This window comes from Treponema medium (genome assembly GCF_017161265.1).
GTDB classification, from domain to species: domain Bacteria; phylum Spirochaetota; class Spirochaetia; order Treponematales; family Treponemataceae; genus Treponema; species Treponema medium.
On the sequence record NZ_CP031393.1, the window covers coordinates 232,692 to 254,851 of the forward strand.

Here is a 22,160-nt window from a genome sequence, read left to right on the forward strand (position 1 = left end):
AAAGTATGGTGTGAATAGGTGTGTATACTATATTATTCAATATAATATATCCGATTTGCAAACAGCATAGTCTTTTAATGCAAAAAGTGCAAGACTTGGATGATAGTTTCTTTTTGCCGTTTAAATGCATTTTGAACAGAGTTTTATCAAGGTAAAAATCTTTTAATCCGCTATTCATAACGACGCCTGTGTGCTATACTTATCGGCAAATGAATTTTTCTAATTGTAATCTTGATTCCACTCTTTTACAGGGGCTTGAAGAAGCCGGTTATATTGAATGCACTCCGGTTCAAGAGCAGGTGTTTTCCGCAGGAATGGACGGTTCCGATCTTTATGTACAATCCCAAACAGGTACGGGAAAAACAGCTGCCTATCTGGTAACGCTGATGCAGCGGATGCTTGCTGCAGGAACCGAAGACCGCCGCCCCGCTTTGATTCTTGTTCCCACACGGGAACTTGCCGTACAGGTCGAAGAAGAAGCGCTTAAATTAGGTAAACATACGGGGATCCGTGCCGCGAGCTTTTACGGCGGCGTCGGGTATCAGCAGCAGGAAGAAGCGCTTAAAAACGGAGTAGACCTTATCATCGGTACCCCCGGCCGCGTTATCGATCTTGAAAAATCAAAAACCATGAAGCTGAAAAATGTCGGTTTTTTAGTCGTTGACGAAGCAGACCGTATGTTTGATATGGGCTTTTATCCTGATCTGCGCAGCCTCCTTTCGGTATTGTCCAAGGCGGAAGAGCGGCAAACGATGCTGTTCAGCGCGACCTTAAATACGTGGGTAAAAAACCTTGCGTGGGAATACACCATCGATGCAAAAGAAATCACCATCGATGCGGATAATGTGACGGTTGATGAAATCAACCAGAAGCTGTTCCACGTGGCTGCGGAGCAAAAGATGTCCCTGCTACTCGGTATCTTGCGTAACGAAAAACCGGAGAATGCCATCATCTTCTGCAATACCAAAAAGACAACGGAGATTGTTGCAAAGCGGCTGCGCATTAACGGCTATGCAACGGAATTCCTCATCGGCGATTTACCTCAGCCGAAGCGGCTGCATATTATCGATTCGTTTAAGGCGGGTAAACTCAGCTGTTTGGTTGCAACCGATGTCGCGGCGCGGGGAATCGACATCAACGACCTCGCAATGGTTATCAACTATGACCTTCCGAATGAGGCGGAGAACTACGTGCACCGAATCGGCAGAACGGCGCGGGCAGGAAAGACCGGCGCTGCGTACAGCCTCTGCTCGGAACAGGACGTGTACAACCTTCCCGATATCGAAAAATATATAGAAGCAAAGATACCGGTTGTTATCCCCGGCGAAGAGGATTTTGAAAAAGACCGCAGCGCCGATCAGTATATACGGCTTGACCGCGATTCCTTTGACGAAGAACGATCCGGCGGACGGTTCGGACGCAAGCCGCGCCCCGGTGAAAAATCGAGGCGGGATGAGAGAGACTCCCGACGCGGCGCTAAAACAGCGAAACCTACGTCCCGGCTTGCCGATTCAAAGCGTAAAAAGAAAGGTGCGCAGGGAGAAGACAAAACCGATAGAAAATCTGCCGACTCACTCGGCGGCTTGAGCTTTGAAGAGCGGATGGCATACTACAAAAAACAGTACGGAAAAAAACTTGCCACACAGGAGAGCGCCGCCCTTGCGGATACCAACGAGGGTACGGAAAGCGCCAAAGAAAGCCGCAATGCTCAGCCCACTGCCGACAAGAAAGGAAAGACGGGAGCAACCGCAAACCGCACTAAAAACCGGCAGGGGCAGCCTGAGAAAAAGCGGCGCAAGGGTGATAAATACGTTCCGTCCCAAACGGGCGATACACGGCAGGGTTCAAAGCAAAAAAGACGGCAGAACCAAGACCGAATGCCGGAACAGCGGAGCCGAACCGGAAAGGCGCCGGTACAGTCTTCGGCACACACTCAGTCCGTAAAACAAAAAACGGGCATATTCGGTATGCTGAAAAAACTGTTTACCGGAAAGTAAGGAGGGATGATAAAATGGATGCAGTAAAACGCTTTTTTAAATACATTGCAGTCGATACCAAATCGAATGAAGATAATCCCGAATGCCCCAGCACAAAGGGACAGCTTGAGCTTGGAAAGATGTTGGTGCAGGAATTGCACGAGCTGGGCGTAGCCGATGCCGAACAGGATGCGCACGGATATGTCTACGGAACAATCCCTGCCAACACCGATAAAAAAGCGCCGGTTATCGGATTTATTGCACACATGGATACCGCGCCCGACTTGGACGGAAAATGTGTCAATCCGCAGATTGTGCACTATAAAGGCGGCGATATTAAACTAAACGAAACCTATTCGCTGACGGTACAGGAATTTCCGTTCCTCAACAAGCTTATCGGCGAAGACATTATCACCACTGACGGCACCACGCTTTTGGGTGCGGATGATAAATCGGGCATCACCATCATTATGGGAATGGTTGAATATCTCCGCGACAACCCGCAGGTGCAGCACGGTACGATTAAAATCGGCTTTACCCCCGATGAAGAAATCGGCAGAGGTGCAGATCTTTTCGACGTAAAAAAATTCGGTGCGGATTTTGCGTATACCATCGACGGCGGAGAAATCGGCGAGCTGGAGTACGAGAACTTTAACGCCGCAAGCGCTAAAATCGAAATTCAGGGGAAAAACGTCCATCCGGGCACGGCAAAAAACATCATGATCAATTCGCTGCGGGTTGCGGGCGAGTTGGACGCTATGCTGCCGGTGGAACAAAAGCCCGAATATACGGAAGGGTACGAAGGCTTCTTTTTGCTTACTCACCTTAACGGCGCAGTGGATCACACCTCCATGTCGTACATCATCCGCGACCATTCTACCGACAAATTCGAGCAAAAGAAAACGCTGCTGCGAAATGCCGTTGCTTTTTTGAATACAAAATACGGAGCCATCATCACGCTTTCCATTACAGACAGCTACTATAATATGCGCGGACAAATTGAACCGCATATCGAAATTATCGACCTTGCGAAGAAGTCTATGGAAGATATCGGTATTAAACCGATTATTCATCCTATCCGCGGAGGAACGGACGGCGCTCGACTCTCGTTTATGGGGCTCCCCTGCCCTAACATCTTTGCCGGTGGCTTTAACTTCCACGGCCGTTTTGAGTGCATCCCCGTAAGCTCCATCTATAAAGGAATCGATTTACTCATCCGTATTATCGAAAATGCCGTAAGTTAGGATACGCTTTTTCTTGTACTTCATAATACTGCAGACTGTGCTTTGATTCCAGCAGTGAAAAATCATCCAACCGATGAGTTTGCCATCCGGCAAACTCACCGGTTAACGAGGCAACCCTATTTGGTTGCCGAAGTTATACCTAGGTTAAGGAACGGCTTTGTGTAATTTACCTTTAATCGATATTATGATAGTATCCGGCTAAGATGGATGGAGCAGTGTAAGTGTCGCGTTAGTAAATCTCATCGCGACCTGTAAAACAGGAACTGTGGATACAGTACCTACTCTACTGAGCTTAATATGAAAAGAAGGAGGTTTCTCCTATGCGTAAACTTCTTATTTTTTTGGCAGCCATTGTTTTATGTGCCGGATGTGAAAATTATCAGGCCGATATTGACACCTATTTAAGTTATTGGTCAACACAGGCTGCAATTGTCCGGTCTGCCTTTGATCCTGCAATCACGGTACGAACCGATAAAGACACAATACAGAGTATTCCTTCATCAAGTAATGTAACGATAACATTTACCATTCGCAATCCCAAAAACTTCAAGTTTAAACTGCCGCGAGATGCAGACGCCCCTACCGATATTGTCGTTTTTCCCACAGACATTGCAGGCACAACGACAAGCAGCCCAAAACAACCCGATGATTATGAACTGACACAGGATTCATACAGTCAATTAACGCTCACATATAAAAAGGAATTTTTACAAAAACATGAATACGGCAAAAAGAATATCGGATCGACGATTACGCTGTATGCTAAAGACGGGAGAAAATTTCCAGAAACATTTAAGCTCAATGTAAAAGCAAATACCTCTCCGCCCAATCTTATCTATCGAGCAATCGGTAAAACCGCTGCAGCCGATGTAAACGGCAAGCATTACTATGTGTTGTTCCTTGAAGTGTCGGGTATGGATACGGAGATAAACGGATCAGACCTTCTGCATAAAGATATTGCAGAGCTTTCTATCGCTGAAGGCTCCGGCTCATACACCTCGATACCGTTAACGGTAAAGGCAGACAAAAGCGGATTCGATATCAACGGCGCAGGCGGGCGGTTGTTGGAATACAGTAATGCAGTAGCTTTAGAGCTTGTAGATGTTGAATCAGGAGTAACGCCCGATATATTACCGGCTTCAACTGAAAAATGGATTCTTTGCGTAAAAACGGATGTCGAAGTTCGCGGCGCGGTAAAGCAGTACCGGTTTCGGCTGCAAGATGAGGCTGGGCTGTTTTCCGAAGATGAACTTGTTACTTCTACCAGTATCAATAAAGTTAGTCCGGTACATATAGATGTTCAGACCGGCAATTGGACAACAACAATGAAGAGCGGAAGTGAAGCCGAGCCGCATGAAATAGTATATCAACCCGGTACGGGAAAGGTATTACTGCGAGTGTCAACGGCTACAACCGGAGCTACGGTATACTATAAATTGGAACGCAACAGTTCGGTTGTAAGCAAAAGCTCCGGACAAACCCCTCAAACGATAGAATTACCTGCCGTTCCCGATGCCGTATATAAGCTTACGGTATGGGCGGAAAAAGAGGGCTATAATAAGACTTCGGATGTAGTCGTATACTATAAAATGGCACGCAATGACAAAATGGAAATAAGCGCGGGACCGAACGCTTGGGGACAGCTAAAAGCTGCCGTTGCAGTAGCTGAAGATGGAGACAGTATCTTTATAAAGGACACAATAAAGGCAACAAGTGCTGACGGTAACAGCGGTGCAATCGAAATAACCAAGAAGGTTACGATAAAAAGCAAGAACAGTGATGCAAATACCGATATACTCGATGCAAATAAAGATGAGCTCGGTACGAGTGCCCATCGTATTTTCACTATCAAAAATGGCGGTGAACTGATACTTGAAAACCTTACCCTCAAAAACGGTAAAGCGGCAGGTACAGGAGTGAGTGGAAGCGGCGGCGCGGTGTTGATCGAAAACGGCGGGACCTTAACTATGACCGGCTGTATTGTGCAGGAGTGTACAGCAGCAAATAGCGGCGGAGGTATTGACAGTAAAGGCATCTTAACAATAAATGGCGGAATGGTTGGAAGTACTATTGCAGGAAGCGGAAATCACGCAAGCATGGGTGGGGGAATATTCCTAGCCGAAGGGAGCTGCACACTCAACGGAGTTGCAGTGCAAAAAAATACAATTAATACGGAATCACCCACCAATAGAGGTTCTGGAATATACCTGAGTAAGCCCTCTTCCGGTAGCGCTGCACTTACTGTAACCGGTAGAACACAGATTGGAAACAATACGGCAGGGTCAAATACCTTGTGTCTAGGAGCTCGCTCCGCTTCTCAAGGTGCTTTTAACTTTGCGGTAGGTTTCTATATCAATATTGAGCCGCAGGACTATGATGCTCAAAAGAATACAACCTTGGTAAAGCTACCTAATGGGTATGCTGCTCTATATAACTATGATTTCCGTTTAATAGAGGCGGGCTCACTGGCGGAGGGCTGGGTATTAATTTCGAACGACGATGATAAAGAGCTTATATTGAAAAAAGGAACGGCGATAAGCGGCGGCGGCGCCTATGCTTGGGAGAGTCTCAAAGATGCAATATCTGATGCGGAGGCAGGTGATACGATTGTTGTAGATGGTGAAATTACAGCTACTACTGATCCCGGTAACTATGGCGAGATTTCTGTAACCGAGAGCATCACCATACGCGGTAATAAAGGCTGTGGATACGATAGTCTCGACGCAAATAAGGAAGAACTCGGTTCAAATGCACACCGTATCTTTAATGTAACGGGCTCCGATACAAAGCTTACCCTCGAAAATATCGTTCTTAAAAACGGCAAGGCTGCGGGAGGAGGCGACCTTGGTATGGGCGGCGGTATCTACTGTAAGGGTATTAAAGAGCTAACGATAAAGGGCTGCGTTATTATGGACTGCGAGGCAGATATAGAAGGCGGTGGAATATGTGTAGCTGCATCGGGCGGTGTCAACACGAAAGCTGTTATAACTGAGACAAGTATTTCGGGAAATACGGCAGGTTTGCGTGGCGGCGGTATTGCATTCAACCCTTCTAATGGAACATCACATATAACGGGAGTTTTGGATAAAGTTACCGTAGAAAATAATAACCTTACAAGTACGGCTTCGGATCCTTATTTTAACAATGGCGGTGCAGGGGTATATTTTGGCGGCGGCTATAACGATAACTCAAAGTATACCGTTAAGGGCGGCACTATTACGGGCAATAACGCAGGCAATTACAACGGTGGCGGTGCTTACATAAAAACAAATACAAGCGGTTCTGTAAACGGTACGCTGACGTTAAAAGACGGCGCTCGTATTTCGGGAAATAGCGCTAAAAGCGGCGGCGGCATCGCGGTACGTAGCGCAAAGCTTATTATAGAGCCAGGCTGTACTATCGGCGGCGATAACGCTTCTCAAGGCAATACGGCAAAAACTTCAGGCGGCGGTATCTCCGTGGGTAAAAAGGCTGAGTGTACGATTAAAGAAGGTGTTACTATCCGGCATAATATGGTGACCAATGGCTCTACAATTCACGGCGGCGGCGGAATATATGTCGGCGATCCGAACTCTAATGCCGAAGCCGATATGGGAACATTAATCGTAAAAGGAACCGATACTAACCCTGTTGTTATTAGTAACTGTGTAGTCAATGGTAATTATGGCTCGGGCGGAGGTATCTACAATAAAGGGAAGGTTACGTTGGAATATGCACAACTCAACAATAACACAGCTCCAGACAATGGACAAGGCGGCGGCATTTATATCCACCAGTATGCCGGCGCCTGTGTGTTGGACAATACTAAAATTACGGAATGCGAAGCAACAAGCACTGGCGGAGGTGTATCTATTTCCGGTAATACTCTTACATTAAAAGGTGCTAGTGTAATTACTCCTTCGGAAGGTACAGAGAAAGGGAAAAACGACGTATATTTAGTGCCCAATGCATATATTCGTATTACTGGTAACTTAAGCGCTTCGCAAGTTGCGCGTATCTCAATGGAAGATGCAAACTATGTCGCGTATTCCACCAGGCCAGTATTGCAGGGTGATGTTAACAACAACTACCGCAAGTTCACGGTAACGCCGGGGGGCTATCCCAGTCAAAATTGGTATGTCGGCTCGGACGGTAAACTGACCACGACACAGCCTTACCCCTAACGGTACTACGCAATAGCGGGAAAGAGACGATCAGGGTAAAAACTATACCTAAGTTTTTAGAAATGCCCAATAGGAATTCCCGTTGGTAATCTTCATTAAGAATTATCAATGGGAGCGTTCCCCATCAATGTACCCCTGTCCATCCCGATGCTTTTGTGTTAGTATCATTGCAAATGACTGTCATTATTATTGGTGCGGGCGTAACAGGGGTTGAGCTTGCCCGAAGATTAATCGCAAAAAAGCACAATGTAGTTCTTATCGAACAAAATCAAGAAACCGCCCGCCATGCCGCCAACCGTTTAGACTGTATCGTAACGGAAGCGAGCGGCAACGATCCGAAAGTGTTAACCGAGGCCGGTATCCAACGGGCAGACGCGCTGGTTACCCTTACCGACAGTGACGAACTGAATATGATTATCTGCGGTGTTGCAGAATCTCTTGCCCCCAAGGTGCTGAAAATTGCCCGCGTAAGAAACGAAAACTATGTCGCGTCGCTGAACACCGGAAAAGACCGTACATTGGGTATCGATTTTTTGGTGCATCCCGACCAAGAAGCGGCGCTTGCTATCATCAATGCGGTTGAGCACGGAGCGGTGAGCGATATTATCGCCTTTGAAAATTCTCCGTATCAGCTCACCTGTTTTACCATCGGTGCAGGAAGCAAGCTGGACGGAGTTACACTGCAAAATATTCGCACTGTTACTATCGATGGCCCTTTTGTTGTCGTTGCCGTAGAGGATGAGAATAAGACCGTTATCCCTTCAGGCGGAACCGTGCTTCATGCCGGTATGAGAATCTCAATCCTAACGCTGCCGAATTATATTGAACGGTTTTATGCGCTTGCGGGCTTCACAGTTAAACCTATCAAAAAGATTGCACTGGTCGGTATCGGGAAGGTTGGCAAGCGGGTTGCAGCGAGCCTTATCGAAAAGCATTCGTTTGGTATGTTTAAACGCCTGTTCGGACTCCGTTCAAAGTCCCGCTGGGAAGTTGCCATTATCGATAAAGACAGCGCCCTTGCAAAACAGGCAGCAGCTGAGTATCCCGAAGCGCGCATCTACAGCGGCGATGTTACCGACGAATCATTTATAGAAGAAATTGCCCTTAATTCTTTTGATCTCGTTATCAATGCGACACAAAACTACGAATTAAACATGATTACATCTGCATATCTTAAAACACTCGGCATCCCCAAAACCATTGCGCTTGTGCAAAGCTCTGTTATGTCGAACGTAGCATATAAAATCGGTGTGGATGTTGCAATTCCGTTAAAGGACGTTACAGTTGATGTTATTATGAGCCATCTGGGAGGTAAACATCTTACCCGTATCCATACGATGGGCGCAGGTGAACTTGAGATAGTCGAGGTCATTATCTCCGATCAGTCGGAATCGGTAGAGAAAAGTCTGAAAGATATTGCGATGCCCGGCGTATTCCTGATTCTGCTCATTACGAATGAAACAGGCTGCCGTATCCCCGATGGTAATACCGTCCTTGAAGCGGATGATAAACTCGCCATTATCGTACAAGTTGCACAAAGCGACGAAGTTATTAAGTATTTTGCCGGTAAAAAATGAAATTCTTCCAATGTTTAACCATCATCTTCATCATTCTTTCGATTGTTGCCGGAAGTTTTTTGATTCCGGTTTCCGTTGCTGTTTATATGCATGAATGGAACATGCTGTCGGCATTTTTTATACCGATGGCAGTTTTGTGGACAATAACACTTCTTCTATTTATCAAGACGAAGCGGCAACCGATCCGGCTTACCGTGCGAGAGGGAATCCTTTTGGTGAGTTCCGCGTGGCTTGGCGCCGGTTTGTTGGGAGCTGTTCCGTTTATGCTTTCGGGATTTGTGCCGCACTTTAGCGATGCGTTTTTTGAATCGGTTTCTGGGTTTACGACAACCGGCGCAAGCGCCTTACAGAATATCGAAAGCTACCCGATGGCGCTGCGCGTATGGCGTACGCAAATGCACTGGCTTGGCGGTATGGGGATTGTTGCGTTAACCGTGGCGTTATTCCCGTTGCTCGGCGTTGGCGGTTTTCAGCTGATAAAAAGTGAGACAAGCGGCCCTGATAAAGGAAAGGTAACGGCAAAAATTACGCATACGGCAAAAGCGCTCTGGTTTATTTACTTGGGAATGACAGTATTGCAAATAATCCTCTTGTGTATTGCAGGAATGCCGTTTTTAGAAGCAATGTGCCATAGTTTTTCTACGCTCGGAACCGGAGGCTTTTCAACCCAAAACACCAGTATCGGGTATTATAACTCGGCAGCTATTGAAATTATCTGTACGGTGTTTATGTTTTTGGCAGGCGTGAATTTCAGCCTCTACTTTCACCTTTTTACCGGAAAACCCGAAGAATTTTTTAGAAATTCCGAATTGCGGGCGTATATCCGTATCGCTTTTTGTGCAGGAGTCGGTGTGGCGTTAGTGCTTGTGCCGATTTACGGCATAGCAGCCGCTTTTCGTCACAGCTTTTTTCATGTTGCGTCGATTATGACAACCACCGGATTTTCTACTGTAAATTACTGCGCATGGCCTGCGTTTGCCCAAGCGCTCCTCTTTTTACTGATGTTTGTCGGCGGGTGTTCCGGTTCAACGGCAGGCGGTATCAAAGTTATTCGCTGGGTTATTTTACGTAAGCAGGCCTTGAACGAAATGCAGCGACTTTTGCATCCGCACGGCGTGTTCAGCATCCAACTGAATCGCCGCCCGGGACGGAAAGACGTTGTATACAGCGTTGCAGGTTTTATATTTGTCTATTTTGTGTGTCTGTTGGTAACATTTTTAGCGGCAGCCTTGACCGGCGCAGACATCCTTACCGGCATAGCAGCTGCGCTTACGTTGGTCGGCAATATCGGCGCTGCATTCGGAAGAATCGGCAGCGGTGGAGATTTTTCATTCTTTCCGCATTGGGCAAAGGTTCTGTTTTCTTTTTCTATGTTGGCAGGCCGCTTGGAGCTTTATACCATCGTTATCTTGTGCGTACCCGCCTTCTGGCGCCGGTAACCTTCATAATCTTGTGTTAGACAGATGCCTTACGGCACGATAAACTGTAACTTTAAAAATAGGATATATTTTTATAAATTAAAGCTTAAAACTAAAATTAGTAACTTAGTTTTTTGAATCAACAACCCCGACGCAAGCGTCGGGGTTGTTGATTTTACACTCCTTGACAAATACTTCTGTTTAGCATTAGTATAGAAATATGATAAGAAGTTTTGATGATATGGAAACAGAAGCAATATGCAAAGGTAATAAAAGTAAAAAGTTACCGATGACGATTCAAAATGTTGCAAGAAGAAAACTTCGAATGATTGAAGCTGCAAAAGTTGTAGAAGATTTAAGGATCCCTCCAGGTAATCGTTTAGAAAAACTTGCTGGGAATTTAGACGGATTTTATTCAATCAGAATAAATGATCAATGGAGAATTATCTTTAAGTTTGAAAATGGAGGTGCAGAAAATGTTAGAATCACAGATTATCACTGATGAAAAATTACCCAATATTCATCCAGGAGAAATTCTTAAAGAAGATTTCTTAGATGCAATGAACATTTCTGCATATCGTCTGGCAAAAGAAATCAATGTTCCTGAAACAAGAATCTCAGAAATAATTCACGGAAAGCGTTCAATTACTGCGGATACCGCTATCAGATTTTCAAAATTCTTTGGAACGACAGCAGAATTCTGGCTCAATCTTCAGAATCTATATGATTTAGAAGAAGAAAACAAGAAGCACTCTCTAGAATTTGAAACAATAAAAATGTACGCCTATGCCTAAGTTGTCTATCCCCCCCGTTTCAACCTGACATTTGTTTTATCATAAAACTTGCTTAATGCGCCTATACAGCACCGCAAGTTTTACGCCAACTTTGCCGCCGCTGTGCGCGATGGCAAAGGCACAAATACAGGTTAAGAGTTAGTTAGACAGACTCGTATCCCTTGCACGAGCTCCAATTTTTAAGGCATAAATCGTTTAAGGCTAAATCCGGTTTTAATATTCAACAACCTCAGCGCCGCGCATCGGCGTATTAAAAACAAAAAAGCTCAAACAGTATGACTGTTTGAGCTTTGGAAGCTCCCCCGCGCGGGTTCGAACCACGGACCCAGTGGTTAACAGCCACTTGCTCTGCCTACTGAGCTACAGGGGAAAGTGATAAATAACTATGGACAAATTTATACCGAAAATAGAAAAAAATGTCAAGCATCTCGGAGAAAATTAGATCCTATAGCTTCGGCAAGTGTATTATTCCCCTGCCGCCCCCTCGGTATCCTTTTTTCCGCGATTCTTAAAATGATACAGGTATCGTTTTATCTTTTGGCTAGCGGTCTTTTCAAACGCTTCAACCTGTTCGATCTTATCGATCCGCGACATCTTATTCACACTGGAATTAACGAAGAATTTAATTTCATTTAAAATTTCCGCTCGTTTATAAGCCATCGCATCCGTCAAACCCGAAACAGCGTCTGCTACGGCAGATTGCAGATTTTGAATGGCAGAGCTTTCTTTGTTTTGACTTTGCTCTTTTTGCACGGCGGCAGCAAGCTTTTCTTCATCAAGCTGTACATAGGCGACAAGTGAAGATTTTTCCCCTTCAACCACGAGCGATTCCGTTACAAGCGGATGCTGATTCAGCACAAACTCAATATCTTCAGGATAAATGTTCTCGCCGCTGGCACCGAGAATCATATTTTTCGACCGGCCCTTAATCGCTAGATGACCTTTTTCATCCATCACAAAAAGATCACCGGTTTTAAACCAACCGTCTTCGGTAAACGAATTTTTTGTGAGTTCCGGGTCGCGGTAATACCCCTTCATCACATTCGGGCCTTTGACCAGCAGTTCGCCGATACCGGTTTTGGGATCAGGGTTATCAATTTTAACCTCGACATCGGGAATAGCGTAACCGATCCAGCCCGGAACGCTTTGGCGAACGGTTGAACCGGCAATAAGCGGCGCCGTTTCCGTCAAACCGTACCCGATAACATACGGAAATTTAGCATCTCTCAAAAATTCTTCAACGGTTGTATCGGTTTTCGAGCCGCCCAAGCCGAAAAACTTTAAGTGTCCGCCGAATGTTTTTTTCAGCTGTTTTCCGGCAAGGCGGTTTAGGATTTTTTTGCCGAGCTTAGTATGATACAACCATGCACGGAACGATGAGGATGTCAAAGCCGGAAGTATCTTGTTCCGGTAAATTTTTTCCATAACGATCGGAACGCTTAGCATCATTGTCGGACGCACTTTCAACAGAGCAGGCAGGAGTATCCGCGGAGAAGGGATCCCTTCGAGATAGTACACGCAGGCTCCGTTTAAAAAGAACATCAAAAAACCGATCGTAAATTCATATACATGCGAAAGCGGCAGAATAGAAAGCGCCCTGTCGTATTCATTTATACGCTGACAGGATTGCCCTGCGATTGCATTGCAAACGAGGTTTTTATGCGAAAGTTCCACACCCTTAGAACGCCCCGTCGTACCGGACGTATAAATAACGGAAGCGGTATCATCCTCTTTACAGGTATGAGCCGGAGGGTTGCCGTCTCTTGTTTCCGTACCCTTTTTAACCGAAAAGTCCTGAATATCAATGAGAACGGAAATACTTTCGGGTATTCGGCTCATCAGTTTTTCAGAAACAATGATCATGTTTGTTTCTGAATGCTCAAGGCAAGCCTTAACCTCTTTATCGTTAAAATCCGGCAACAGCGGCACAGCAATGGCGCCCATCGTCACAATGGCAAAATAGGCGATTCCCCAATGAGGAACGCTGTGGCTATAGATTGCTACCTTATCGCCGGGATTGACACCGAGGCGATATAAACGCTGCTGCAGCTGTTTTATCTGCTTATCAGCTTCTTTGTATGATATCGGCTCGCCCGACACAAATGAAAGCGCAGGGCGTTCCCCAAACCGCTTGATGCTATTCTCCAGCATCGCTTGAAAGGTATAAGTTCCCAGTTCATTGATTGTTTGCATAGGCAGTTTTCCCCCTACAAGGTACTAGACATCTCTAAAAACTCACATTTTTAGAGGTACATCGTTACTTTTTACTATTTCTTTTCGCTACCGGCGCCACAGCTTCCGCTTCCCGTTCCGCAAGACGTACACCCTGCGCTTTTAATCCCTTTTCGGGATAATCTGCGGTTTTGAAGCGCTCCTCGGTTTTCTTTGTTCGAGGCTTGGGCGCATATTGCACCGTAAACTCAAAATTTTCTGCCGTGCCCGCATACAGCACGGTCGCCGTATCCGGTACGAACAGGTAATCGCGATTCAATATATAGGATTCAATCCGCGCCCGTTTGATATACGGATACTGTGTCTTCTCATCTTTATAAATAACCGTAAAGAGGATTTGTGACAATAATTCTTTTTCAGCAAAGCCGCAGTACCACATGTTGGTATCGACAAAGAGCCGGTCGGGCACATCCATAACGGTGTACACCCCGCTTTTACGCAGGATAAAGATGCGGTCATACGGCGAAACTTTGAGTATTTCTTTTCCAGTAGTTACGGCGGTGCCGAGGTAGCCGGTTGCTTCGTCATAGCGGAGCGATAAATCACGGTTAACCGCTTCTTTTACATCTACCTTGGTAAAGCCGGTAATCTCCGTTTTACGCGCCGTAACTTCAGGCGGCAGCTTTGCGAGGATTCCGTCAAGGACGCTGAGCGCATACTTTTTAAGGTTCTTTAAAAGACGGGCTATCTCTTTGAGCCGAGCGGAAATTTCCTGCACTTCGGCACGGTTTTTTTGAATGTCGTAGAGCGAAATACGCCGAATGGGAATTTTAAGGAGCCGGTCTACATCGTTTTCCGTTACTTCCCGTATCAGCTCTGCCTTAAACGGTTCAAAACCTTTGATAACCGCCTTAATGACCGACTCGGCTGTTTTCATCGTTTCAATCTTTTTATAAATCCGCTCTTCGATAAATATCCGCTCAAGTGTTCTCAAGTGCAGCCGGTCGGTAAGCATCTCCTGCTCATACAAAAGTTCATCTTTCAGTAAAGCGGTCAGCTGTTTTGCGTGGGTTTTAATCACCTCGGTAACAGTCGTTTGAACCGGCAGATTGTCTTGAATGACCAGCAAATTACAGGAGATCGATTGCTCGCAATCGGTAAAGGCATAGAGCGCATCGACAACATCCGCTGCGTACACGCCGCGCGGCAGCTTGAGTTCTATTTCTACTTGTTCCGCCGTATAGTCGTTAATTTCTGAAATTTTTACCTTTCCCGACTTCGACGCCGATTCTATCGAAGCGATGAGGCTTTCGGTAGTGCTGCCGAAGGGGAGTTCACGGATAACAATCCGTTTATCGTCGGAGGTGTCCAACTTTGCCCGCACCAGCACCTTGCCCTTGCCGTCCTGATAGTCGGACACGTCGATAAGCCCGCCGGTCTGAAAGTCGGGATAGAGCGTAAAGGATTTACCGGAAAGACAGGCTTTTTCCGCCTCGATGATTTCGCGGATATTATGCGGAAGTATCTTGGTAGACATACCGACAGCGATCCCTTCCGCCCCGATAAGCAATACGACCGGCAGCTTAGCGCGAAATACGACCGGCTCTTTATTTCTGCCGTCATAAGAAGGAACATATCGCGTAATATGGGGATTAAACAGGATATCTTTTGCAAATTCGGTGATGCGGCATTCGATATACCGCGGGGCGGAGGCTTCGTCCCCCGTAAAGAGGTTGCCGAAGTTCCCTTGCTTATCGATAAAGAGGCTTTTATTGGCGAGTACCGTCAATGCGTTGCCGATGGAAGCGTCCCCGTGCGGGTGATACTTCATACAATAGCCGACGACATTGGCAACCTTATGGAATTTTCCGTCATCCATCTCAAAAAGAGAATGTAGGATACGCCGCTGTACCGGCTTGAGGCCGTCCTCTACATCGGGAATTGCGCGGTCACGGATAACATAACTGGCATACTCTAAAAAATTCGTGTTAAATAAACTTTCTACATAATCCATACAAGGTTGTTAAGCATAGCGGAAAACACCGACATTGTCCAGATTCGCCAGCAGGGTAAACGCATCAGACTCTCTTTTTAACATCCCGCAAAATATTCTGTTTTCTGTTTTTTCTTCCATAAAATTGGAAAACTGAGAAAGCGACCGCCATGTTACTGCCCTACTCTATTTTATGGAAAAAAACGGCAGCCTTGACTTTTTACTGCTGTTCGGCTATTATCTCCTATCTTTATAAATAAGGAGTGTGTTCACGTGCCCTGCGGAAAAAAACGGAAGCGACAGAAAATAGCAACGCATAAACGAAAGAAGAAGCTTCGAAAGAATAGACATAAGAACAAGTAACCTCTAAAAATATCATCACGCTTTTTAGAGGTTTTCAATAATCTTGTATCCTTCTCGATTATACCACTATACCGGTGTATAAAGCATATAAGAAGGATTTTTATTGTTTGCAAGATTATTATAGGCGTATTGTTCTATCGCTTTTATTACGGTGAGAAAGGGCTTTGTTGAGTATCTTCACAGCCCTTTTTTTATATATCCGGCAGTTCACTGAACATATAAATGGATAAAAACGTACTCTTATCAATACATGACCCGAAAGATCTGCTGTCTCTTTCAAGAGAGGAGCTGCGTATATTGGCGCAGGAAATGCGCAGTATTATTCTGGAAACAGTCGGTGCAAACGGCGGACATCTTGCCAGTAATCTCGGTGTTATAGAATTAACTATCGCACTGCATCGGGTGTTTTCGAGTCCTAAAGACGCAATAATCTGGGATGTGGGGCATCAATCCTATCCTCATAAACTTCTAACCGGAAGGTATGATAATTTTTCAACTCTCCGCTTAAAGGACGGCCTCGCAGGGTTCCCCAAACGGGAAGAAAGCCCCCATGATGCATTCAATACGGGACATGCATCGACCTCAATTTCGGCCGCCGAGGGAATTCTTATCGGGCGAAGGCTGCAGCACCAAAACGGAAAGGTTATCGCTGTTATCGGTGATGGAGCTTTAAGCGGAGGCATGGCCTTTGAAGCACTCCTGAATGTTACCCCATATACAAAGAATCTGGTTGTTATCCTCAACGATAATAAGATGTCCATTTCTCCGAACATACGAGCCGTTTCCGAATACCTGAGCCGTTTAACCGTGCGGAAAGGATATCAGCAGTTTAAGTACATCTTTGATACCGCTGTCGGTAAAATTCCGTTTTTAGGCAGACGTATTAATTTTTTGATCCACCGGTTAAAGCGGGGCGCCAAGGGAATTTTTTACAGAAACAATCTTTTTACCGATCTCGGCTTTGAGTATGTCGGACCGCTGAACGGGCATAACGAAAAAGAACTTGAAAAAGTATTCCGCAACGTAAAAAATATTGACGCACCGGTACTTATTCATATTGAAACAAAGAAAGGGAAAGGCTACTCGCTCGCAGAAGATAATCCCTCCGCCTTCCACGGTATCGGCCCGTTTAATATTGCCGACGGAAAAATTGAAAAGGCGAGTACCAACTCTTTTACCGAGGCATTTTCTCATATTATCACTGATGAGGCGGCAAAACGAGACGATATCGCCGCAATTACCGCTGCAATGGCGCAAGGAACAGGACTTCAGCGCTTCCAGCAGCAGTTTCCCGATCGTTTTTTTGATGTCGGTATTGCCGAACAACATGCGGTAACCTTTGCCGCCGGACTTGCCGCGGCCGGTTTACGGCCTATCGCAGCCATTTACAGTACGTTTTTGCAGCGGGCAATCGATCAAATCATCCATGACGTTGCACTGCAAAAACTGCCGGTTATCTTTGCGATAGACCGTGCGGGAGCGGTTCCCTATGACGGCGAAACCCATCAAGGTCTCTATGACATCTGCTTTTTACGCAGTATTCCCAATATGACGGTGCTCGCTCCCGCCTCGGCAGCGGAAATGCGGGCGATGTTTGAATGGGCATTGCAGTTGGATGCTCCGGTTGCAATACGGTACCCTAAGAATACATGCGCAGCGGAATGCCCCGCATTTTTGCTTCCGATGGAAACCGGCCGTGGTGTGTTCACCGTAACGGCGGAACACAGCGATGTGCTGCTAGTGTGCACCGGCGGTATATACCCGGAAACCGTTCAAGCAGCAGAGCTGCTTGGAAAAAAAGGGATATCCGCTGATATATACAATCTCCGCTTCTTAAAACCCATCGATGAAGCTTTTTTCTTGGAAAAAGTCCAAAAATACCCTGCCGTACTCTTTATCGAAGACGGCGCATATATCGGCGGTGTCGGGCACTATCTGGAAGCTCTAATACAAAAACGATGTTTGAACATAAAAACCGCAGTACGCGCCTTTCCCGACACGGTCTTTATGCAAGGTTCGCGGCAGGATATCCTTGAATGCGCCGGACTAACCGGTGAACAGCTTGCCAAAGTCGCATTGTCTCTCTGCCGTTAAGATGCGAAGCAGCAATCGCACCGCCAGCCATGGCGGTACTGATACGTTGAGAATTAATTTGCGCGCAGCAATGAAGTAAATGCGTCGCATATTTTCGCAATCGCATTATAAAATATTTGCAGCGGGTGCCTTCCTTCTGTGCGAAATTTTGCTTAAAATTTCGCACATTTTTCCAGCAAAGGGGGGAAACGCATCAGGGAAAATAGATAAAAATCGCGGAAAAATTGAGACTGTGAGACCATTTGAACCGCGAAGAGGTTCAACTCTGGTCGAATAGTCTCAATTTTTCCGCGGGGCTGTTAAAAAAATGGCCTGATGCGTTTCCCCTGCATATTTTCAAAAGCACTTGTATTCTCTCCTTTTTGCTTCTATAATAATAGCATTATGCAAAGCCGAATTGGAGAATTATCTCGCTATCAATTTTCTCGAAAATGCCGTAAAGCACTTGACACGTACAAAATTTCCGGCACAATTCAGCATTCAGCATTCAGCATTCAGCATTCAGCATTCAGCATTCAGTACAATGTAGCATCCGATAGCGTTCTCAGCCAAAACCAGATAAGCAGCCCGCTTTGTTCTGCACCACACCCCTCTACGCTCAAAAAACATACTTCTGCAAAAACCAATTCCATATACTGGCACTCGTTTAGCCTTTTCTCAATCGGCGCCCGGCTGCGATGCCGTCATTTTTCTACACTATCCTTATTTGCTCATAGCATCCTAAAGGGTTTAGTCGGCAGAATTTCAAGAGTACCTCATAATGAAGAATGGGGCTGTCAAAAAACTAACCAACTTTTGAGACATCCTTATCATCCATAATATAAAATTATCAAGATCAGGAGAATTCTATGAATCATGATGCAAAGAAAAGTATACGTCATTTTATGAAGACGCTCTCTACCTGCATTGCACTCGTTGCAGCAGTAATGTTTCTCGGCTGTAAATCGCCTGTAGAAAACGGAAGCAAGACGCCTGCTGCGCAGTACAAGGTAACGGTCGAAAAGACCGCCGGCGGCAATGTAACGGTAATGCCTGCACTACCTGACAGCGGCATGGTAAATAAGAACACTGAACTTACCTTTATCGCAACTAAGCTTGGCGGTTACAAGTTTGTAAAATGGGAACGTGACGGAGCCGACTCCGGCGTAAACGAACCAACTTACAAACTGACGGTAACACAGCCGGTGCGGATAAAAGCTGTCTTTGAAGTAGATGGCACACCCATTACCAAACACACGGTAACGCTTACCCCGCCGATAAACGGTACGGTAACCTCTGTTCCTGAAATTCCATCTGATAAGCAAGTGGCGGACGGTACGGAAATTACCTTTACTGCAACGGCGCAATCCGGCTATACGGTAGAAAAATGGACGGTTTCTCCGAACACTGCGCTCAAAACAGGCGGCGCTGAGGGAAACCAAACGGCAACAGTAACAATTACCGCAGACACAACGATAGCGGTAACCTTTAAACATTCGGAAGCGCCGTCACAGCCCAAGCACACGGTAACCTTTAGCGTAGACGGCGAGAACGGGTTCCTTGAAGCGAAAGTTGACGGCACTAAAATCAATTCAGGGGATCAAGTTGAAAAGGGGAAAACCGTTGTCTTTACCGCAAAACCATTTTCCGATTATAGTGTTGATACGTGGAGCATCGACGGCAGCGCCTTTGAAGGAGGTTCCGGCGCCGCAGGAAGCCAAACGGCAAGAGTAACAATTACCGCAGACACAACGGTAACAGTCAAATTTAAACCTACCTTAACGGATCAAGAAAAGCTTGAAAAAGCAAAAGAGGCTTTAAAACTCTATTTTCAAAACGGCGATACTGCAGACAGCATAAGCTCTCATTGGCTGAATCTTCCTGTGAGTGGATTACATGACACTAAGATTAGTTGGCAGTCAAGCGATGAAGCCATAATCAAGATAAAGCAAGAAAATGAATGGAACTGTTACGGTAGTATTACTCGTCCCGAAGAGAACACGCAGGTAACACTAACGGCAACCATCACAAGAAGCGCCGTTTCCATAACAAAGACCTTTGATGTTACCGTACGCGGCACAAATGAGGATGCGGTAATCAGTGCGGCAGAACAGGCGGTAAGAGCGATTCCTTCATTTGTGACGAAAGATACGCCTATTCAGTTAAGCCCCAAAGAAACGGTTTCCGTTTCGAACGGTAGCAGTAGTTCTTCTGTTGAAGTCGATATAGAGTGGAAGGCAGAACCGGCAGGGGTTATCTCAGTTTCGGACGGTACGGTTACACCGCATGAAACGGAAACTCAGACAGTAACATTAACCGCAACCGCAAAAAAAGGAAATGCCGAATCCTCAAAAACCGTTACGGTAACCGTATATCCTAAAAACAACGAACCCAATCTTCAAGCCGTTGTAGAGAGTATTATCAACGGAATACCGACCGAAATTGATGCCGATATTCAGCTGCCGCAGTCTCCCTCAGGGTATGAACTCACATGGTCATCTTCTAATGACAGCATACTAAAGATTGCCGGAAATAGCGGGCATATTGAGACATGGGATTTGGTTGACCGGACGGTAACATTGACTGCAACACTGGAAAAAAACGCTGCCAGTGAACCGGCAACAAAAATGGTAACAGTAAAGGCGCGGAAGAAGTTTACAAGAAAATCCAATAATATCTATGGAAACAGTAACACCGGAGGCAGTTATGAATTTGACGGCGATAAGCTGACGCTGTGCCATGGAGACGGTGAACCTGCTGCCGTATACCGTGTGAGCATTGATGCCGTTGCCAAAACAATAACAGCAACGCTTGAGCGGATTATTGCCGATGGCAGTCTTGTCGCACCCGAAGCTGCTCAGCAAATTTTCATCAGAGCGATTGAGGAAATCTTCGATCAGCAGATTTCTGTCTTACTATTGCAGCAACAGCCTTTGATCACGTTGCGGGACATTAGAAACGCTCTCGAGGGACAATTTGGTTTGCCGCCGTCCGATGGAACTGAAGAAGAACTTAAAGACCTTTTTGAAGGCTTGTCTAACGAAGCGGATTTTAAGATGACGTATGAAGAATTTTTGAAAAAAACGAAGGATGAACAGAGTACGGCGCTTAAGGAGCTTTTAAAATGGTGGCAAATCAATTTCTACTATAAACTATGGGGTCTTGATGAAACCGTACCGCTTACGGAAGCTGAAAAGAAAGTTAAATCATCGATTAGATCCTATGCCAACGATCAGCTTGAAAGTGCAAAAAAACCGCATATATATTACTATCTCATTGAAAAAGATAGTTTGTACACCAACGTACAGTATAGTATCGGTACATCGTGGTTCCGCCAACCGGGAACATACAGAGCAGAGAACCCATCTCCAGATATAGCATCCATAGAGATATCCGGCACGTTTAAAATGGTTACTATAGGCATAAAACAGCAAGGTAGTGGTGGCAAAAAAGAGTTTGTTGCGCGGTCGTATAACGGCAGCTCATCCTTCACAGCAGAGGCAAGAGGTGAAGCCGATAAAAAGATAACCGTAACTATTACCGGAGAAAATAAAGACGCTCACACATTGAGCGTGCAGATAAGCGGTGCACTTTCCTTTACGGGCGTCCTCACCTTTTCCGGAAGAGCTATTCCGTCAAACTGGTTTCAGTTGTAATACCAATTGGCCGTCTTTAAAACAGGCGGCCGATATATAATCAACACTCTTTCCATCAGCCTTTTAAAACGCAGATGCGCCGCCCCCAGCGCTTTTGAAAATAGCCTGTCCAGCAGTGTACATCCGTGTACACTGCTGGACGCGAGTTTTTGCTCACGCAAAAACATCGCTACTGCTTAGCTTCCCCGCCATCCATGGCGGTACTGATACGTTGAGCGGCGGCACGGATGCCGCGCGTATTAAGCAGAAACAAGTTTGACACCGGTCAAACTTGTGTTCAGCGAAGTACATGGACGTACTTCGCTGAACGAGCAACGCAGTAAATGCGTCGCATATTTTCGTAACCGCATTATAAAATATTTGCAGCGGTTGCCTTCCTTCTGTACGAAATTTCATAGGTATAAGGTGAGCGTCTACAATGACGCCGCTCACCTTAACCGTCAAGTTTTCTTTCGAAAACTTGCGTATTGATGTGTGCGCTTTTCGCGCACGAATGCAACAGTTTCCAAAATTCATATTTTGTTCAACTGTTGCATTTTAAGGAAATAAAATTTCGCACATTTTTCCGGCAAAGGGGGAAACGCATCAGGCAAAATAGATAAAAATCGCGGAAAAATTGAGACTGTGAGACCATTTGAACCGCGAAGAGGTTCAACTCTGGTCGAATAGTCTCAATTTTTCCGCGGGGGTGTTAAAAAAACGGCCTGATGCGTTTCCCCTGCATATTTGCA

Annotated in this window: 11 protein-coding genes and 1 tRNA gene; 9 read left to right on the forward strand and 3 right to left on the reverse strand. The window is 45.8% G+C overall.

Annotated features, from left to right (window positions below):
* The first annotated feature begins 209 nt into the window (after positions 1-209).
* The 7 genes from DWB79_RS01040 (at position 210) to DWB79_RS01070 (ending at position 11,172) form a co-directional block, all read left to right on the forward strand.
* Entirely contained in the window at positions 210-1,997 is a 1,788-nt protein-coding gene (locus DWB79_RS01040) for a DEAD/DEAH box helicase (RefSeq protein ID WP_016522207.1), read from the forward strand.
* 14 nt (positions 1,998-2,011) lie between these two features.
* On the forward strand, positions 2,012-3,220 hold the full coding sequence (gene pepT / locus DWB79_RS01045; protein WP_016522208.1) for a peptidase T: 1,209 nt from the start codon (positions 2,012-2,014) through the stop codon (positions 3,218-3,220).
* A gap of 320 nt (positions 3,221-3,540) precedes the next feature.
* On the forward strand, positions 3,541-7,383 hold the full coding sequence (locus DWB79_RS01050; RefSeq protein WP_016522209.1) for a right-handed parallel beta-helix repeat-containing protein: 3,843 nt from the start codon (positions 3,541-3,543) through the stop codon (positions 7,381-7,383).
* Positions 7,384-7,556: 173 nt separating this feature from the next.
* The gene (gene trkA / locus DWB79_RS01055) at positions 7,557-8,960 is read left to right on the forward strand and encodes a Trk system potassium transporter TrkA (RefSeq protein WP_016522210.1); all 1,404 of its coding nucleotides are present in this window, start codon (positions 7,557-7,559) and stop codon (positions 8,958-8,960) included.
* Complete coding sequence (locus DWB79_RS01060; RefSeq protein WP_016522211.1) at positions 8,957-10,399, forward strand: TrkH family potassium uptake protein; 1,443 nt, start codon at positions 8,957-8,959, stop codon at positions 10,397-10,399. The genes trkA and DWB79_RS01060 overlap by 4 nt, the downstream gene beginning before the upstream one ends.
* A 199-nt stretch (positions 10,400-10,598) precedes the next feature.
* Complete coding sequence (locus tag DWB79_RS01065; protein WP_040858928.1) at positions 10,599-10,880, forward strand: type II toxin-antitoxin system RelE/ParE family toxin; 282 nt, start codon at positions 10,599-10,601, stop codon at positions 10,878-10,880.
* Positions 10,855-11,172, forward strand: coding sequence for a HigA family addiction module antitoxin (locus DWB79_RS01070; protein ID WP_016522213.1), 318 nt, complete (start codon positions 10,855-10,857; stop codon positions 11,170-11,172). Before DWB79_RS01065 ends, DWB79_RS01070 begins: the two co-directional genes overlap by 26 nt.
* Before the next feature lie 297 nt (positions 11,173-11,469).
* Here the strand turns inward: DWB79_RS01070 and DWB79_RS01075 are convergent.
* The 3 genes from DWB79_RS01075 to DWB79_RS01085 form a co-directional block, all read right to left on the reverse strand.
* Positions 11,470-11,542: transfer RNA gene (locus tag DWB79_RS01075), tRNA-Asn, on the reverse strand.
* 95 nt (positions 11,543-11,637) lie between these two features.
* Positions 11,638-13,365: an AMP-binding protein gene (locus DWB79_RS01080; RefSeq protein WP_016522214.1), complete on the reverse strand. Its 1,728-nt coding sequence runs from the start codon at positions 13,363-13,365 to the stop codon at positions 11,638-11,640.
* A gap of 64 nt (positions 13,366-13,429) precedes the next feature.
* Entirely contained in the window at positions 13,430-15,358 is a 1,929-nt protein-coding gene (locus DWB79_RS01085; protein WP_016522215.1) for a DNA topoisomerase IV subunit A, read from the reverse strand.
* A 564-nt stretch (positions 15,359-15,922) separates the two neighbouring features.
* On the opposite strand from DWB79_RS01085, the gene dxs reads away from it, so the two are divergent.
* Positions 15,923-17,794: a 1-deoxy-D-xylulose-5-phosphate synthase gene (gene dxs, locus DWB79_RS01090; RefSeq protein WP_016522216.1), complete on the forward strand. Its 1,872-nt coding sequence runs from the start codon at positions 15,923-15,925 to the stop codon at positions 17,792-17,794.
* Between the two features lie 848 nt (positions 17,795-18,642).
* Positions 18,643-21,429 carry an immunoglobulin-like domain-containing protein gene (locus tag DWB79_RS01095; protein WP_016522218.1) on the forward strand — a complete coding sequence of 929 codons (2,787 nt, stop codon included), beginning with the start codon at positions 18,643-18,645 and terminating at the stop codon, positions 21,427-21,429.
* Positions 21,430-22,160 lie beyond the last annotated feature (731 nt).

What these genes read in the sequence shown, in the direction of transcription:
- DWB79_RS01040 (WP_016522207.1), top strand. Translation starts at nt 210, where the DNA reads ATGAATTTTTCTAATTGTAATCTTGATTCCACTCTTTTACAGGGGCTT.
- pepT (WP_016522208.1), top strand. Translation starts at nt 2,012, where the DNA reads ATGGATGCAGTAAAACGCTTTTTTAAATACATTGCAGTCGATACCAAA.
- DWB79_RS01050 (WP_016522209.1), top strand. Translation starts at nt 3,541, where the DNA reads ATGCGTAAACTTCTTATTTTTTTGGCAGCCATTGTTTTATGTGCCGGA.
- trkA (WP_016522210.1), top strand. Translation starts at nt 7,557, where the DNA reads ATGACTGTCATTATTATTGGTGCGGGCGTAACAGGGGTTGAGCTTGCC.
- DWB79_RS01060 (WP_016522211.1), top strand. Translation starts at nt 8,957, where the DNA reads ATGAAATTCTTCCAATGTTTAACCATCATCTTCATCATTCTTTCGATT.
- DWB79_RS01065 (WP_040858928.1), top strand. Translation starts at nt 10,599, where the DNA reads ATGATAAGAAGTTTTGATGATATGGAAACAGAAGCAATATGCAAAGGT.
- DWB79_RS01070 (WP_016522213.1), top strand. Translation starts at nt 10,855, where the DNA reads ATGTTAGAATCACAGATTATCACTGATGAAAAATTACCCAATATTCAT.
- DWB79_RS01080 (WP_016522214.1), bottom strand. Translation starts at nt 13,365, where the DNA reads ATGCAAACAATCAATGAACTGGGAACTTATACCTTTCAAGCGATGCTG.
- DWB79_RS01085 (WP_016522215.1), bottom strand. Translation starts at nt 15,358, where the DNA reads ATGGATTATGTAGAAAGTTTATTTAACACGAATTTTTTAGAGTATGCC.
- dxs (WP_016522216.1), top strand. Translation starts at nt 15,923, where the DNA reads ATGGATAAAAACGTACTCTTATCAATACATGACCCGAAAGATCTGCTG.
- DWB79_RS01095 (WP_016522218.1), top strand. Translation starts at nt 18,643, where the DNA reads ATGAATCATGATGCAAAGAAAAGTATACGTCATTTTATGAAGACGCTC.